12 protein-coding genes, 6 tRNA genes and 2 pseudogenes are annotated in these 16,350 nt (G+C 40.5%); 18 read left to right on the forward strand and 2 right to left on the reverse strand.

The annotated features are described in order from the left end of the window. From D8837_RS09530 to D8837_RS06295, 6 genes are all read left to right on the forward strand, one after another. Window positions 1-79 (forward strand) — tRNA-Ser (locus tag D8837_RS09530). Between the two features lie 13 nt (window positions 80-92). Next, window positions 93-166: transfer RNA gene (locus tag D8837_RS06275), tRNA-Met, on the forward strand. Window positions 167-169: 3 nt separating this feature from the next. Further along, a tRNA-Phe gene (locus D8837_RS06280) sits at window positions 170-242 on the forward strand. A 20-nt stretch (window positions 243-262) separates the two neighbouring features. Further along, a tRNA-Gly gene (locus D8837_RS06285) sits at window positions 263-333 on the forward strand. A 34-nt stretch (window positions 334-367) separates the two neighbouring features. Next, a tRNA-Ile gene (locus tag D8837_RS06290) sits at window positions 368-441 on the forward strand. Window positions 442-447: 6 nt separating this feature from the next. Then, window positions 448-535 (forward strand) — tRNA-Ser (locus D8837_RS06295). A 57-nt stretch (window positions 536-592) separates the two neighbouring features. On the opposite strand, the pseudogene D8837_RS06300 reads toward D8837_RS06295, so the two are convergent. Continuing rightward, window positions 593-1,566 (reverse strand): annotated as a pseudogene (locus D8837_RS06300) (transposase). A 121-nt stretch (window positions 1,567-1,687) separates the two neighbouring features. On the opposite strand from D8837_RS06300, the gene D8837_RS06305 reads away from it, so the two are divergent. The 8 genes and pseudogenes from D8837_RS06305 (at window position 1,688) to pcp (ending at window position 9,735) form a co-directional block, all read left to right on the forward strand. Continuing rightward, entirely contained in the window at window positions 1,688-2,965 is a 1,278-nt protein-coding gene (locus tag D8837_RS06305) for a gamma-glutamylcysteine synthetase (RefSeq protein ID WP_125456528.1), read from the forward strand. A gap of 75 nt (window positions 2,966-3,040) precedes the next feature. Further along, the gene (gene thrC / locus D8837_RS06310; protein ID WP_125456529.1) at window positions 3,041-4,525 is read left to right on the forward strand and encodes a threonine synthase; all 1,485 of its coding nucleotides are present in this window, start codon (window positions 3,041-3,043) and stop codon (window positions 4,523-4,525) included. A gap of 60 nt (window positions 4,526-4,585) precedes the next feature. Then, window positions 4,586-5,863 (forward strand): annotated as a pseudogene (locus tag D8837_RS06315) (MATE family efflux transporter); the annotation flags it as partial. A gap of 6 nt (window positions 5,864-5,869) precedes the next feature. Further along, window positions 5,870-6,493: an HAD family hydrolase gene (locus D8837_RS09755; RefSeq protein ID WP_125456548.1), complete on the forward strand. Its 624-nt coding sequence runs from the start codon at window positions 5,870-5,872 to the stop codon at window positions 6,491-6,493. 162 nt (window positions 6,494-6,655) lie between these two features. Next, on the forward strand, window positions 6,656-7,858 hold the full coding sequence (locus D8837_RS06325) for a LysM peptidoglycan-binding domain-containing protein (RefSeq protein WP_125456530.1): 1,203 nt from the start codon (window positions 6,656-6,658) through the stop codon (window positions 7,856-7,858). Window positions 7,859-8,179: 321 nt separating this feature from the next. Then, on the forward strand, window positions 8,180-8,605 hold the full coding sequence (locus D8837_RS06330; protein ID WP_049487281.1) for a MarR family winged helix-turn-helix transcriptional regulator: 426 nt from the start codon (window positions 8,180-8,182) through the stop codon (window positions 8,603-8,605). A 10-nt stretch (window positions 8,606-8,615) separates the two neighbouring features. Next, window positions 8,616-8,978, forward strand: coding sequence for a DUF1304 domain-containing protein (locus tag D8837_RS06335; RefSeq protein ID WP_125456531.1), 363 nt, complete (start codon window positions 8,616-8,618; stop codon window positions 8,976-8,978). A gap of 112 nt (window positions 8,979-9,090) precedes the next feature. Then, window positions 9,091-9,735 carry a pyroglutamyl-peptidase I gene (gene pcp / locus D8837_RS06340; RefSeq protein WP_125456532.1) on the forward strand — a complete coding sequence of 215 codons (645 nt, stop codon included), beginning with the start codon at window positions 9,091-9,093 and terminating at the stop codon, window positions 9,733-9,735. 25 nt (window positions 9,736-9,760) lie between these two features. Here the strand turns inward: pcp and D8837_RS06345 are convergent, their stop codons facing one another. Further along, on the reverse strand, window positions 9,761-10,618 hold the full coding sequence (locus tag D8837_RS06345) for a DUF975 family protein (protein WP_125456533.1): 858 nt from the start codon (window positions 10,616-10,618) through the stop codon (window positions 9,761-9,763). 116 nt (window positions 10,619-10,734) lie between these two features. Here D8837_RS06345 and tgt point away from each other — a divergent pair, with 116 nt between their 5' ends. The 4 genes from tgt to D8837_RS06365 all read left to right on the forward strand — a co-directional run bounded on the left by tgt (window position 10,735) and on the right by D8837_RS06365 (window position 16,318). Then, window positions 10,735-11,877 (forward strand): tRNA guanosine(34) transglycosylase Tgt, encoded by a 1,143-nt coding sequence (gene tgt / locus D8837_RS06350; protein ID WP_001285237.1) that lies wholly within the window; start codon window positions 10,735-10,737, stop codon window positions 11,875-11,877. Between the two features lie 100 nt (window positions 11,878-11,977). Beyond that, complete coding sequence (locus tag D8837_RS06355; protein ID WP_125456534.1) at window positions 11,978-13,795, forward strand: acyltransferase family protein; 1,818 nt, start codon at window positions 11,978-11,980, stop codon at window positions 13,793-13,795. Between the two features lie 151 nt (window positions 13,796-13,946). Beyond that, window positions 13,947-15,098, forward strand: a complete 1,152-nt coding sequence (nagA, locus tag D8837_RS06360; RefSeq protein ID WP_125456535.1) for an N-acetylglucosamine-6-phosphate deacetylase — start codon at window positions 13,947-13,949, stop codon at window positions 15,096-15,098. 161 nt (window positions 15,099-15,259) lie between these two features. Then, a complete protein-coding gene (locus D8837_RS06365; protein ID WP_125456536.1) occupies window positions 15,260-16,318 on the forward strand; it encodes a zinc-dependent alcohol dehydrogenase family protein in 1,059 nt (352 codons plus the stop codon). The last annotated feature ends 32 nt before the right edge of the window (window positions 16,319-16,350 follow it).

Genomic DNA, 16,350 nt, shown 5'->3' on the forward strand with positions numbered 1-16,350 from the left:
ACCCAAGTCCGGCTGAAGGGAACGGTCTTGAAAACCGTCAGGCGTGTAAAAGCGTGCGTGGGTTCGAATCCCACATCCTCCTTTAGTATTAACGCGGGATGGAGCAGCTCGGTAGCTCGTCGGGCTCATAACCCGAAGGTCGTAGGTTCAAATCCTGCTCCCGCAATAAGGCTCGGTAGCTCAGTTGGTAGAGCAATGGATTGAAGCTCCATGTGTCGGCGGTTCGATTCCGTCTCGCGCCATTTATATTAATAGTGAATATGCGGGTGTAGTTTAGTGGTAAAACTACAGCCTTCCAAGCTGTTGTCGCGAGTTCGATTCTCGTCACCCGCTTTGAACTTTGTTCAAATTACCAAGTTTTTAACTTGGGCGCGTAGCTCAGGTGGTTAGAGCGCACGCCTGATAAGCGTGAGGTCGGTGGTTCGAGTCCACTCGTGCCCATTAATAGGAGAATTACTCAAGAGGCTGAAGAGGACGGTTTGCTAAATCGTTAGGTCGGGTAACTGGCGCAAGGGTTCGAATCCCTTATTCTCCGTTTTTATATGAGTGCTTATGGACTCTCTATTAACAACTGTAGCGTGTTGAAGAAAAGCTAAGCTCGAGAAAGGACGAACTTCGTCCTTTCTTTTTTTATGTTCTGAGCGATAAAAATCCGTTTTTTGAAGTTTTCAAAGTTCCGAAAACTAAAGGCATTGCGCTTGATAAGTTTGATGAGATTATTGGTCGCTTCTAATTTGGTGTTAGAATAGGGTAGATTAAAGGCGTTGACAATCTTCTCTTTATCCTTGAGAAAAGTTTTAAAGACAGTCTGAAAAAGGGGATGAAGCTGCTTTAGATTGTCCTCGATAAGTCCGAAAAATTTGTCTGGCTCCTTGTTATGAAAGTGAAAGAGTAAGAGTTGATAGACATTGTAGTGGTGTCTCAAATATTCTGAATAGCTCAAAAGCTTATCTAGAATTTCTTTATTTGTTAAGTGCATACGAAAAGTAGGGCGATAAAATCGTTTATCACTCAATTTACGACTATCCTGCTGGATGAGCTTCCAGTAGCGTTTGATGGCCTTGTATTCATGGGATTTTCTATAGAATTGATTCATGATTTGAAGAGGTACACGACTTATTGTACGGATTAGGTGTTTGAGTAAGACAGTCCACTGACCATATGGACGAAATTCGAAAGCGAAGCTGTTTAGCCAAGTTATAGTAGGGACTAAACAGATCCATAGTAATGATCTTCACCTGACAACCAATAGCTCTATCGTAGCGCAGAAAGTGATTTCGGATGACAGTTTGTGTCCTGCATCATTTTCGAGCGATGATAGCACTTAAATCGACGCTTTCTAAGGAGGATTCTAGTAGGCATACCAGTCGTTTCAAGGTAAGGAATTTTAGATGGTTTTTGAAAATCATATTTCTTCATTTGACTTCCACAATCAGGACAAGATGGTACCTTATAATCTAGTTTAGCAATGATTTCCTTGTGGGTATCCCTATTAACAACATCCATAATTTGGATATTAGGGTCTTTAATCTCTAGTAATTTTGTGATAAAATGTAATGGTTCCATAGATTGTTTCTAATGATAGTTTTGTCGCTTTTCATTATAAATCTTATGGAACTTTTTGTATCATTTTTGGTATAATAGTAGTTATTCAAATTTTATTTAGATTATGAAAGTGTAGGGAAGTATGTCTCGTTCTATCGATTTATTAAAACATCGGTATTTAAAAAATATTAAAGAAAATCCTGGATTGTTTGTCGGGATTGAGCTGGAATATCCTGTTGTAAACTTGGAAGGGGATGCTACAGATGTTGAAGTTATCAAACATTTATTCCGATATTTAGTTTCTGCTTTGGATTTTACTGTCGAAAAGGTTGATGATTTTGGGACTCCTATTCAGTTAGTGGATCCAGTAAGTCAGGATACTATTTTATTTGAAGTTTCCTATACTACGATTGAGTTTGCATTTGGTAAGGCTGAAACGATACGAGAGGTTGAAGAACGTTTTAGTATTTATATGAAAGCAATTCAGAAGAAGTTAGCTGAATCAAATCATGCTATTATTGGCTGTGGTATTCATCCCAACTGGGATAAAAATGAGAATTGTCCAGTGGCTTTCCCGCGGTATCGCATGTTGATGGATTATTTGAATTTGAGTAGAAATGTGACTAAATCAGACTTGCATCATTTCCCTGAATACGGTGCTTTTATCTGTGGGAGTCAGGTACAGTTGGATGTTTCAAAGTCTAACTACTTACGAGTGATTAATGCTTTTACCCAAATTGAAGCGGCTAAGGCGTATTTATTTGCCAATTCTGAGTTTTCAGGTGAGGATTGGGATACGAAAATTGCAAGGGATATTTTCTGGGAAGAATCGATGCATGGTATATATCCAGAAAACGTCGGGGTCAATGCTAGACTCTTTGAAGATGAGGATGATTTTTTTGATTATCTAGATCATTCTGCAATTTTTACTGCGGAACGTGATGAACAAACATATTATTTTTATCCGATTCAGGCAAGGGACTATTTGCCTACACCTGAAATCCAAGCATATGCACTTAATGGGGATGAGATTATTATTTATCCTCAAGAGAAGGATTTTGAAACACATCGTAGTTATCAGTACCAAGACTTAACGACTCGCGGAACAGTTGAGTTTCGTAGTGTGTGTACTCAACCTCTAGATAGAACCTTCGCTTCAGCAGCTTTTCACTTAGGATTGTTGGTTAATTTAGATAAGTTAGAAGCTTACTTAGAAGCAGCACCTTTCTTTAAAGAATTTGGGAGAAATTATAAGTCTTTAAGACGACAATTTTCTAAGAAAAAGCTTACAGATCAGGAAGAAACTACGATTATTGAAATTTCCAAAGACTTACTCCTGCTAGCCGAGGAAGGACTGGAGATGAGAAATAAGCAAGAAATTACCTACTTACAGCCTTTGAAAGAAGAATTGAGCCTATAATTTCTCTTATAAGAGGAGAATTTTCTGAAAAATCATGATATAATGGATGAGACTATAGATAAAGGATAGAGAGTAATGACATTAGTTTATCAATCAACGCGTGATGCCAACAATACAGTAACTGCTAGCCAAGCTATTTTGCAAGGTTTGGCGACGGACGGTGGTTTATTTACACCGCTTACTTATCCAAAGGTAGATTTGGACTTTGACAAATTGAAAGATGCTTCTTATCAGGAAGTTGCTAAGATTGTTTTGTCAGCATTTTTAGATGACTTTACAGCTGAAGAGTTGGACTACTGTATCAACAATGCCTACGATAGCAAGTTTGATACTCCAGCTATCGCACCATTAGTGAAATTAGACGGGCAATACAACCTGGAGCTTTTCCATGGTTCAACAATTGCCTTTAAGGATATGGCCTTGTCTATTTTGCCATACTTTATGACAACAGCTGCTAAGAAGCATGGTTTGGAGAATAAGATTGTCATCTTAACAGCGACATCTGGTGATACTGGGAAGGCTGCTATGGCAGGGTTTGCGGATGTTCCTGGTACTGAGATTATCGTCTTTTATCCAAAGGATGGTGTCAGCAAGGTACAAGAGTTGCAAATGACCACTCAGACTGGTGACAATACTCATGTTATTGCTATTGATGGTAACTTTGATGATGCCCAAACTAATGTGAAGCATATGTTTAACGATGTGGCTCTTCGTGAGAAGTTGGCAGCCAACAAGTTGCAATTTTCATCGGCTAACTCTATGAATATTGGCCGTTTGGTGCCACAGATTGTTTATTATGTTTATGCCTATGCTCAGTTGGTTAAGACTGGTGAGATTGTGGCTGGTGATAAGGTCAACTTCACAGTACCAACAGGAAACTTTGGAAATATCTTGGCTGCCTTTTATGCTAAGCAAATTGGTCTACCAGTTGACAAATTAATCTGTGCTTCAAATGACAACAATGTTTTGACAGACTTCTTCAAGACACGTGTTTACGACAAGAAGCGTGAGTTTAAGGTAACAACTAGTCCATCTATGGATATTTTGGTATCTTCAAACTTGGAACGTTTGATTTTCCATCTTTTGGGTAATGATGCTGTTAAGACAGCTGAACTCATGAATGCTTTGAATAGCCAAGGTCAATATGAGTTGACTAATTTTGATGCAGAGATTTTGGACCTCTTTGCAGCTGAATATGCGACTGAGGAAGAAACAGCAGCAGAAATCAAGCGTATCTATGAGTCAGATTCTTATATCGAGGATCCACATACGGCGGTTGCCTCTGCAGTTTATAAGAAATACCAAGCTGCTACTGGAGATGCGACTAAGACAGTGATTGCATCAACAGCTAGTCCATACAAGTTCCCAGTGGTTGCAGTAGAAGCTGTAATAGGGAAAGTTGGCTTGACTGACTTTGAAGCCTTGGCTCAATTACATGAAATTTCAGGAGTGGCTGTGCCACCTGCAGTTGATGGGCTTGAAACAGCTCCTGTTCGTCACAAGACAACAGTGGCAGCTGCTGATATGCAAGCAGCGGTTGAGTCTTATTTAGGACTTTAAGACAGAAGGAGTAAACTCGGTTGGGAAGCCAACTGAGTTTCTTTTCATCAGGAGGACGGATTGTTTAAGAAAAATAAAGACATTCTTAATATTGCCTTGCCAGCTATGGGCGAAAACTTTTTGCAGATGCTCATGGGGATGGTGGATAGTTACTTGGTAGCCCACTTGGGCTTGATAGCTATTTCGGGTGTATCAGTAGCTGGCAATATTATCACGATTTACCAGGCGATTTTCATCGCTCTGGGGGCTGCTATTTCCAGTGTTATTTCAAAAAGTTTAGGACAGAAGGATCAATCTATGCTAGCCTATCATGTGACTGAGACGTTGAAGATTACCTTACTAGTAAGTTTCCTTTTAGGAGCTTTGTCCATCTTCGCTGGGCAAGAGATGATAGGACTATTGGGAACGGAAAGGGCTGTAGCTGAGAGTGGTGGACTCTACCTATCCTTGGTAGGCGGATCGATTGTTCTCTTAGGTTTAATGACTAGTCTGGGAGCTTTGATTCGTGCAACGCATAATCCACGTTTGCCCCTCTATGTTAGTTTTTTATCCAATGCCTTGAATATTCTCTTTTCCAGTCTAGCTATTTTTGTACTGGATATGGGGATAGCTGGTGTTGCTTGGGGGACAATTCTGTCTCGTTTGGTAGGTCTTGTGATTTTATGGTCGCAATTAAAGTTGCCTTTTGAGAAACCGACTTTTGGTTTAGATAAGGAACTATTGACCTTAGCTTTTCCAGCAGCTGGAGAGCGGCTTATGATGCGGGCTGGAGATGTCGTTATCATTGCTTTGGTCGTTTCTTTTGGAACGGAGGCAGTGGCGGGAAATGCGGTCGGAGAAGTCTTGACCCAGTTTAACTACATGCCTGCTTTTGGAGTTGCTACGGCAACGGTCATGCTGGTAGCTCGAGCAGTTGGAGAGGATAATTGGGAAAGAGTAGCTAGTTTGAGCAAGCAAACCTTTTGGCTTTCTCTGATTCTCATGTTGCCTTTGACCTTTAGTATCTATGCCTTGGGTGTACCATTAACTCATCTCTATACGACAGATCCTCTAGCAGTTGAGGATAGTGTTCTAGTGACACTGTTTTCACTACTTGGAACCCCTATGACGACAGGAACAGTCATCTATACGGCAGTCTGGCAGGGTTTGGGAAATTCTCGGCTTCCCTTTTATGCGACAAGTATAGGAATGTGGTGTATTCGCATTGGGACAGGATATCTGATGGGGCTTGCTTTTGGTTGGGGCTTGCCCGGTATTTGGGCCGGAACCCTTTTGGATAATGGTTTTCGTTGGTTATTTCTACGTTACCGTTACCAGCGTTATATGAGCTTGAAAGGATATGAAATGCAAAAAACAGCTTTTATTTGGGATTTAGACGGGACTTTATTGGACTCTTATGAAGCGATTTTGTCAGGGATTGAGGAAACTTTTGCTCAGTTTTCTATTCCTTATGATAAGGAGCAGGTGAGAGAGTTTATCCTCAAGTTTTCTGTGCAGGATTTACTCGTGCAGGTGGCAGAAGAGAGAAAATTGGATGTGGAAATGCTAAATCAGGTGCGTGCACAGAGTCTGGCTGAGAAGAATGCTCAGGTAGTTTTGATGCCAGGTGCGCGTGATGTGCTAGCTTGGGCAGACCAAGCAGGAATTCAGCAGTTTGTTTACACTCATAAGGGAGACAATGCTCTTACCATTCTCAGAGACTTGGGTTTGGAATCCTATTTCACGGAGATTTTAACCAGTCAGAGTGGCTTTGCGCGGAAGCCAAGTCCAGAAGCGGCTATATATTTGCTAGACAAGTATCAGTTGGATTCTGAGAAGACCTATTATATAGGAGATCGGACTCTGGATGTGGAATTTGCCCAGAATAGTGGGATTCAAAGTATCAACTTTTTAGAGTCGACTTATGAAGGAAATCACAGGATTCAAGCGTTAGCAGATATTTCTCGTTTTTTTAAGGCTGAGCGATAAAAAGATTGTGTCAGTTTTGTGACAGAGACCTAACAAACTATTTCAAGTAACCGAGTTTGTTACAAGGAATAGACAGTTCTGTTAAATAGGCCCGAGAGGGCTTTTTTTCTGCTCTTTTTGTGTTATGATAGACAGGTACTCATTTGAAAGGAATTTGAAAGAATGAAGAAAAGAATATTATTAGCCTCAACGGTAGCCTTGTCATTTGCCCCAGTATTGGCAACTCAAGCAGAAGAAGTTCTTTGGACTGCACGTAGTGTTGAGCAAATCCAAAACGATTTGACTAAAACGGACAACAAAACAAGTTATACCGTTCAGTATGGTGATACCTTGAGCACCATTGCAGAAGCCTTGGGTGTAGATGTCACAGTTCTTGCAAATTTGAATAAAATCACGAATATGGACTTGATTTTCCCAGAAACTGTTTTGACAACGACCGTCAATGAAGCAGAAGAGGTAACGGAAGTTGAAATCCAAACTCCTCAAGCAGACTCTAGTGAAGAAGTGACAACTGCGACAGCAGATTTGACAACCAATCAAGTAACCGTAGATGATCAAACTGTTCAAGTTGCAGATCTTTCTCAACCAATTGCAGAAGCGCCAAAAGCGGTAGAAACTACAAGTACAAAAGAAGTAGCAACAAGTTCAGCAGTTACAGAGACAGTGACTGCTTCAGAAGAAGTGACACCATCTACAGACTCTTCTTCGTCATCGAAGCAAACAGTCGAAACAACCAGTCCAGTTGAAGAAGCGGCCCCTCAAGCAATGACTCCAGCTGAGAAAGAGGAAACACAAGCCAGCACACAAGCTGCTTCAACAGTGGAACCAACTACAACTCCAGTAGAAGAAAAAGCACCAGAATCAACTGCAACAAGTTCAGAAGAAGCAAAAGAAGCATCATCAAGTGAAGCTACACCAGCAGTTTCTACTTATCAACCAGAAGAGACGAAAACAGCTTCAACAATTTACGCGGCACCAGCTGCGCCTGATTATGCTGGACTTGCAGTAGCAAAATCTGAAAATGCAGGTCTTCAACCACAAACGGCTGCCTTTAAAGAAGAAATTGCTAACTTGTTTGGCATCACATCCTTTAGTGGTTACCGTCCAGGAGACAGTGGAGATCACGGAAAAGGTTTGGCTATTGACTTTATGGTACCAGAAAGCTCAGAACTAGGGGATAAGGTTGCGGAATACGCTATTCAAAACATGGCCAGCCGTGGAATTAGTTACATTATTTGGAAACAACGTTTCTATGCTCCATTCGATAGCAAATATGGGCCAGCTAATACTTGGAATCCAATGCCAGACCGTGGTAGCGTGACAGAAAATCACTATGATCACGTTCACGTTTCAATGAATGGATAAACCATACTTTGTAATATCATTTTGACGAATGAGATCTAGCTTTCATGATAGGAAGTAAGTCTCATTCGTTTTTTTCTTTGTCATACTCTTCGAAAATTAAATTCAAACCACGTTAGTTTTATCTGCAACCTCAAAGCTGTGCCTTGAGCAACCTGCGGCTAGCTTCCTAGTTTGCTCTTTGATTTTCATTGAGTATCAATATGAATGGAAAATGGAAGTTAGCATTTTGTAATAATCCAAGCAACATTCTTGCAATTTATTTTACTTTGCATCATACTTGATTAGTCAATTATTGATAAATCAATCGAAAAGAGAAAAGAAATGATAGAGATTCAAGATCTGCTTTATCAACTCCGCTTGTCTGAGCAAGCGAGTACGCAATTATTTGAAAAAAGACTTGGGATTAGTTTGACACGGTATCAGATTTTATTATTTTTGCTGAAGCATTCCCCTTGTAATCAAATAGCGGTTCAGGAGCGTTTGAAGATTGATCAGGCTGCTTTGACCCGACATTTCAAAATTCTGGAAAAGGAATGTTTGGTGGAGCGTCATCGTAATCCTGAAAATCAGCGGGAAGTGTTAGTAGAGGCTACGAAGTATGCCAAGGAGCAGTTAGTGGTGAATCCACCTCTGCAGCATATCAAGGTTAAGCAAGAGATGGAAAGTATCTTAACAGAGTCTGAAAGAACAGAACTCAGCCGTTTAGTAAATAAATTGGTTTTGGGTATTGAAAATATAGAAATTTAAGGAGAAATAGATGTCAATTATTACAATCATTTTAGCAACGATTGTTGCTTTGGAGCATTTTTACATTTTTTATTTGGAAAGTATTGCAACGCAATCAGATGCGACTAGTCGTGTCTTTAATATGGACAAGGAAGAATTGGCTCGTCCGTTAGTAAGTTCATTGTTTAAAAATCAAGGGATTTATAATGCTTTGCTAGGAGTCTTTCTCCTGTATGGGATTTATTTCTCACAGAATTTAGAAATTGTGACTATTTTTGTCTTATTTGTGATTGGTGCTGCGGCTTATAGCTCTCTCACAGCGGATAAGAAAATTATTTTAAAGCAAGGTGGACCAGCTATTTTGGCCTTGATCAGTATTTTACTCTTTAAATAAACTTTAATGCCGGTCTGATCCTCTCTAGTCCTTTTCACTCCAGAATAAGGGAAATATGTTATACTTGTTTTTAAGAAAAAAGTTTCATTGAATTTGTTTTGAGGAGTAAGAAATGAAAGTATTAGTGACAGGTTTTGAGCCCTTTGGAGGGGAAAAGGTCAATCCAGCTTTGGAGGCCATTAAAGGTTTACCAGCTGAAATCCATGGTACTGAGGTCCGTTGGTTAGAAGTGCCAACAGTCTTTCACAAATCGGCTCAAGTATTGGAAGAAGAGATGAACCGCTATCAACCTGACTTTGTCCTTTGTATCGGCCAAGCAGGTGGAAGAACCAGCTTGACACCTGAGCGAGTAGCCATTAATCAAGACGATGCACGCATTCCTGATAACGAAGGCAATCAGCCGATTGACCTTCCCATTCGAGCGGATGGTGCTTCGGCCTACTTTAGTAGTCTGCCGATTAAAGCGATGGTCCAAGCTATAAAAAAAGAGGGCTTGCCGGCCTCTGTTTCAAATACGGCAGGGACTTTTGTCTGCAATCATTTGATGTATCAGGCTCTCTATTTGGTAGAAAAGAAATTTCCACATGTTAAGGCAGGTTTTATGCACATTCCTTATATGATGGAACAGGTGGTGAATCGACCGACTACTCCAGCTATGAGTTTAGTGGATATTAGGCGAGGGATAGAAGCAGCAATCGGAGCCATGATAGAATATGGAGATGAGGACCTCAAGTTGGTAGGCGGAGAAACTCATTGATAGAAAAAAGCTTGAGGGAAAACCTTCAAGCTTTTGGACGTTTGCGAGCCAATACTGCTCGGTAAAAAATCACTTTATTGATTTGAATGTAGGGTAGGAGTGAGAAACTAGCAATTCCAAAAGTAATCCAATTGAGGAAGTACCAAGGAAGGAGTTGTAGGTCTAGAATAAAGCGCTGAAATTTGTAGCCTTTCATCAGGAAACGGCTGGTTTTTAGGATTTGTCCTGGTTTAGCTTGTCCTAAGTCTAGGGTATCACAGAGGAGAAATTCTACCTGCGAATAGGCATAGTATTGTGGGATATAGAGACTATTTCCGACAATCATCAAGAGGATACTTGCTAGAAAGTAGAGACCAAAGGTCATGAGGAAGCGTTCGGTTTCAATTGATGTGAGATCCAGATTGGGAAACTCGGGGTGAAGGACAACGAATTTCTTGGCTAAAAAGCTACTGTAAAAGAGGAAGTAAATCCCGAGTAAACTAGGAATGCTCCATAAGAAGAGATAGAAGCGTTTGAGAAGGAGAGTCAAAAAGGTTTGTGAAAAGTGCTCTTCGTTAAAGAGAGTGAGACTGTTTTTGACGGATAGTTCTGTATCAGGATTCTTGATGAGTTTCAGCGTTGTATAAACTGAACTGGTCAGGAGGATTGTCCCGATAAAGGAGACTAATAGTGGGAAAAGGTAGACTTGGGATATATGGCCAAACACGCTAAAAAAGGGTTCTTCTAAAACACTCTCGTTGATGCGCTCTAAGGGATTAAGGAAGCCAGACAAGATGACCAGCATGCTAGGTAATAGATAGACGAGAAAGAGGCGGGGATTTTCAGCTTGAAATTGTCTAGCCTGCAGACGAATGGTTTTTAAATCAATTTTTGGGTATTTCATTCTCTCATTATACCATAGTTCGTGACAGTTCCTACTTTTTTTGATAAAATCATACAGTATGCCCTTGGGCACAAAGTATGAACTGGGACTGTCTTTCCCAGCTTCGGAGGTAAAAAATGTCAGATTCACCAATCAAATATCGTTTGATTAAGAAAGAAAAACATACAGGAGCTCGTCTGGGAGAAATCATCACCCCCCACGGCACCTTCCCGACACCTATGTTTATGCCAGTTGGGACCCAAGCTACTGTCAAAACTCAGTCGCCAGAAGAGTTAAAGGAGATGGGTTCAGGGATTATCCTATCAAACACTTATCATCTCTGGCTGCGTCCTGGAGATGAACTCATCGCACGCGCAGGTGGTCTCCACAAGTTCATGAATTGGGACCAGCCTATCTTGACAGATAGTGGTGGTTTCCAGGTTTATTCTCTAGCAGATAGCCGAAATATCACAGAAGAAGGGGTAACCTTTAAAAACCATCTCAATGGTTCTAAGATGTTCCTATCCCCAGAAAAAGCCATTTCTATTCAGAATAATTTGGGATCAGACATCATGATGTCCTTTGATGAATGTCCCCAGTTTTATCAACCTTATGACTACGTTAAGAAATCAATCGAGCGTACCAGCCGTTGGGCTGAGCGTGGTTTGAAGGCTCACCGTCGTCCACATGACCAAGGTTTGTTTGGGATTGTGCAGGGGGCAGGATTTGAAGACCTGCGTCGCCAATCAGCTCATGACCTTGTCAGCATGGATTTCCCAGGATACTCTATCGGTGGCTTAGCAGTGGGAGAAACCCACGAAGAGATGAATGCGGTCTTGGACTTTACAACTCAACTGCTACCTGAAAATAAACCTCGTTATCTGATGGGTGTGGGAGCGCCAGATAGCTTGATTGATGGGGTGATTCGTGGGGTGGATATGTTTGACTGTGTCTTGCCGACTCGTATCGCTCGTAACGGAACTTGTATGACCAGTCAAGGTCGTTTGGTTGTCAAAAATGCTCAGTTTGCTGAGGACTTTACACCACTGGATCCTGAATGTGATTGCTACACATGTAAGAACTATACACGCGCTTATCTTCGTCACCTGCTCAAGGCTGATGAAACCTTTGGTATCCGCTTGACTAGCTACCACAATCTTTACTTCTTGCTTAACCTGATGAAACAAGTGCGACAAGCCATCATGGATGACAATCTCTTGGAATTCCGTGAGTATTTTGTTGAAAAATATGGCTATAATAAATCAGGTCGTAATTTCTAAAATGGAATTGATATAAGCTAAAAATCCTAAGTTTTCTCTTGGGATTTTTCTTCTTTTTTTGATAGAATAAAGTGTATAATGAAAGGGAGAATAAACTCGTATGCGCATTAAATGGTTTTCCTTGATTAGGATTACAGGTTTACTACTGGTACTCTTGTATCATTTCTTTCAGACTATCTTTCCTGGAGGATTTTTCGGGGTAGATGTCTTTTTCACATTTTCAGGTTTCCTGATTACGGCTCTACTTTTAGAAGAGTTTGGCAAGAAATATCAGATTGATTTACGGGGCTTTTTTAAGAGACGCTTTTATCGGATTGTGCCACCTGTGGTTTTGATGGTCTTGGTAACCATGCCCTTTACCTTTCTAGTTCGCCAAGATTATGTGGCTGGAATTGGTAGTCAAATTGCAGGTGTTTTAGGATTCATGACCAACTTCTATGAACTCCTAACAGGTGGAAGTTATGAATCTCAGTTCATTCCTCATTTGTTTGTTCATAATTGGAGTTTGGCCGTTGAGGTTCACTACTATATTCTCTGGGGCTTGGCAGTTTGGTTATTATCCAAACAGGCTAAATCAAATGGTCAATTGAAGGGAATGGTCTTTCTTTTGTCTGTTGCTGCCTTCTTGATTAGTTTCTTCTCCATGTTTATTGGTAGTTTTCTAGTAACCTCTTATTCCTCTGTTTACTTCTCCAGTTTAACTCATGTCTATCCATTCTTTTTAGGAAGTATCTTAGCAACGATTGTAGGTGTTCGAGAGACAACTTCCTTAGTTAAGCAGTTGGATAAAATCTGGGATTTACGCAAGACCTTGTTGGTTTTTGTAGGAGGTTTTGGCTTCTTACTCATTTTGACCTTCTTTGTCAAATTTACCTATCTCTTTGCCTATCTTATGGGCTTCTTGCTTGCCAGCCTTGCAGCCCTTGCTATGATTTTAGCGGCGCGTGTTTTACATGAAAAGACACCTCATGTGCAGGAACCAAAGATGATTAGCTTTTTAGCAGATACTAGCTATGCAGTTTATCTCTTCCATTGGCCTTTCTATATCATTTTTTCACAGTTGACATCAAATCTTCTTGCTGTGTTATTAACTTTGATTTTTTCTTATGGATTCGCCAGCCTATCATTTTATGTGTTGGAACCTTGGATTGCAGGAAAGAACACACCTGTTTTACAAACCCTTCGTCCTCTTCCTCATATTCACACAATCCTTGCAGCAAGTACAGGAATCTTGGCCTTCATTGTCTTCTTAGTAACTCTGTTGGCACCACAAGTGGGAGCTTTTGAGACAGACTTAACTGTCAATGGCTTGAAGCAAGCTGCAACAAATATTAACCAGACCAAGGTAATGACAGAACGAGCAGAAGCTGATAGTTTAGGAATTGCTGATGGCACTATGTTAATTGGTGATTCGGTAGCACTAAGAGCTAATACAGCGTTGCAGACAGCCCTTCCAGGGGCACAGATTAATGCACAAGTCAGCAGAACAACCAAGACCGCCAACGAAATCATGCTCAACAATAGCCAGAATAAATTTCTACCAAAGATGGTGGTTATTGCAACTGGGGTAAATAATCCTGAAAATTACAAGGAAGATTGGGATAGTATCGTGAAAAATCTTCCTAAGGGGCACCATATGGTTTTGGTGACTCCTTATGAAGGAGATAAGACAAAAGAGACCTATGCAATCGTTGAGAAGGAGGCTGCCTATATGAGAGAATTGGCAGAGAAGACTCCTTACATCACGATAGCAGATTGGAATCAAGCTGCTAAGGAACATCCAGAAATTTGGGCTGGGACAGACCAAGTCCATTTTGGAAGTGACAATAGTAAAATTGAAGCAGGAGCTAAATTGTATGCAGATACGATTGCTACAGCCTTGCAAACAGCTCAAGACAAGCCAGTCAAATCAAAATAACGTGTACTAAAAAGAGAAGAGTTGGAGAAATCCAGCTCTTTTAAAATATCTCTAGAAAATAGGTCTATACCATTTACAAATAAAAGAGAAAGGTTTATAATGTAATTGACATAATAAATTGTAGAATCAATCTTTTAAGGAGGTTAACATTATGCCTAACTATATTAAAGCGGATCAGTTTTTCTACCCACACGGAGTTCGTCGTGGTGGTTACTTGGAACTTGTGGACGGCAAGTTTGGAAAACATGTAGAACAAATTCCTGAAGGAGCTGAGATTATTGACTATACAGGCTACAGCATTGCTCCAGGACTTGTGGATACTCATATTCATGGATATGCAGGTGTAGATGTGATGGACAACAACATTGAAGGTACATTGCATACTATGAGTGAAGGACTTCTTAGTACCGGTGTTACCAGTTTCTTGCCCACAACTTTAACAGCCACTTATGAGCAATTGCTTGCAGTCACTGAAAATCTTGGGAACCATTACAAAGAAGCAACAGGTGCTAAGATTCGTGGGATTTATTATGAAGGTCCATATTTCACAGAAACTTTTAAGGGTGCACAAAATCCAACTTATATGAGAGATCCGGGTGTTGAGGAGTTTCATTCTTGGCAGAATGCTGCAAAAGGGATGCTAAATAAAATCGCTATTGCACCAGAACGTGATGGGGTGGAAGATTTTGTACGTACTATTACAGGTGAAGGTGTGACAGTTGCACTTGGACACTCAGATGCGACATTTGAACAAGCTAAGAAGGCGGTTGATGCTGGAGCTAGTGTATGGGTACATGCCTATAATGGGATGCGTGGTTTAACACACCGCGAACTCGGTATGGTAGGAGCTATGTATGAGCTCCCACATACTTACGCAGAATTGATTTGTGATGGTTATCACGTAGATCCAAAAGCTTGTGAGATTTTACTTAAGCAAAAGGGGACAGAAAACATCGCTCTTATTACGGACTGTATGACAGCTGGTGGATTGGAAGACGGTGACTATATGTTGGGAGAATTCCCTGTTGTAGTAGCAAATGGAACTGCACGTCTCAAATCTACTGGTAATTTGGCAGGTTCTATCCTCAAACTTAAAGATGGTATGAGAAATGTAGTCGAGTGGGGTATTGCAAATCCACACGAAGCGGTCATGATGGCTAGCCTTAACCCAGCAAAATCTGTTAATATTGACGATGTCTGTGGCCAAATCCGTGAAGGTTATGATGCGGACTTCATCGTATTAGATAAAGATTTGGAATTGGTAGCAACCTATCTAGATGGTGTGAAACGTTATCAAGCATAAGGGAGAAAGCAGAAGTTATAGATTAGCTTCTGCTTTTTTATCTATATTACTTTACCGGTAAATAAAAAAGTTAAAAAAATCACAAAAAATCTTGAACAAACAAATGAAAAGGCTTACAATTATATTATAAATAGTACAAATAAAAAAAGGAGGAGTGCTTTATGAAAGCCTATACTTATGTTAAACCAGGACTTGCTTCTTTTGTTGATGTAGACAAACCAGTTATATGCAAGCCAACAGATGCTATTGTGCGTATCGTAAAAACTACTATTTGTGGAACAGACCTCCATATTATCAAAGGGGATGTTCCCGCTTGCCAAAGTGGTACCATTCTTGGTCACGAAGGGATTGGGATTGTTGAAGAAGTTGGGGAAGGAGTTTCTAACTTCAAAAAAGGCGACAAGGTCTTGATTTCTTGTGTTTGTGCCTGTGGTAAATGCTACTACTGTAAAAAAGGGATTTATGCCCACTGTGAAGACGAAGGGGGCTGGATTTTCGGTCACTTGATTGATGGTATGCAGGCTGAATATTTACGTGTCCCTCATGCAGATAACACTCTTTACCACACTCCAGAAAACTTGTCAGATGAAGCCTTGGTTATGCTATCAGACATTCTACCTACTGGATATGAAATTGGTGTCTTGAAAGGGAAAGTAGAACCTGGTTGCAGCGTAGCCATTATTGGTTCAGGTCCAGTTGGATTGGCTGCTCTTTTGACAGCCCAATTCTACTCACCAGCCAAATTGATTATGGTGGACTTAGACGATAACCGCTTGGAAACTGCTGTATCATTTGGTGCGACTCATAAGGTTAATTCTTCAGACCCTGAAAAAGCGATTAAAGAAATTTATGATTTGACAGATGGTCGTGGTGTAGATGTTGCTATCGAAGCTGTTGGTATTCCTGCAACATTTGATTTCTGTCAAAAGATTATCGGTATAGACGGAACAGTTGCCAACTGTGGTGTACATGGTAAACCAGTTGAATTCGATTTGGACAAACTTTGGATTCGCAACATCAATGTAACAACTGGTTTGGTATCTACAAATACCACTCCACAATTGTTGAAAGCTCTTGAAAGTCATAAGATTGAACCAGAAAAATTGGTAACTCATTATTTCAAACTAAGTGAAATTGAAAAAGCCTATGAAGTCTTCAGTAAGGCAGCAGACCACCATGCCATCAAGGTCATCATCGAAAACGATATTTCAGAAGCTTAAGTAGTAAAAACATTTTGGAACATAAGCAAATA

This window comes from Streptococcus mitis, from assembly GCF_003942965.1.
In the GTDB taxonomy this organism is placed as follows: Bacteria; Bacillota; Bacilli; order Lactobacillales; family Streptococcaceae; genus Streptococcus; species Streptococcus mitis_BH.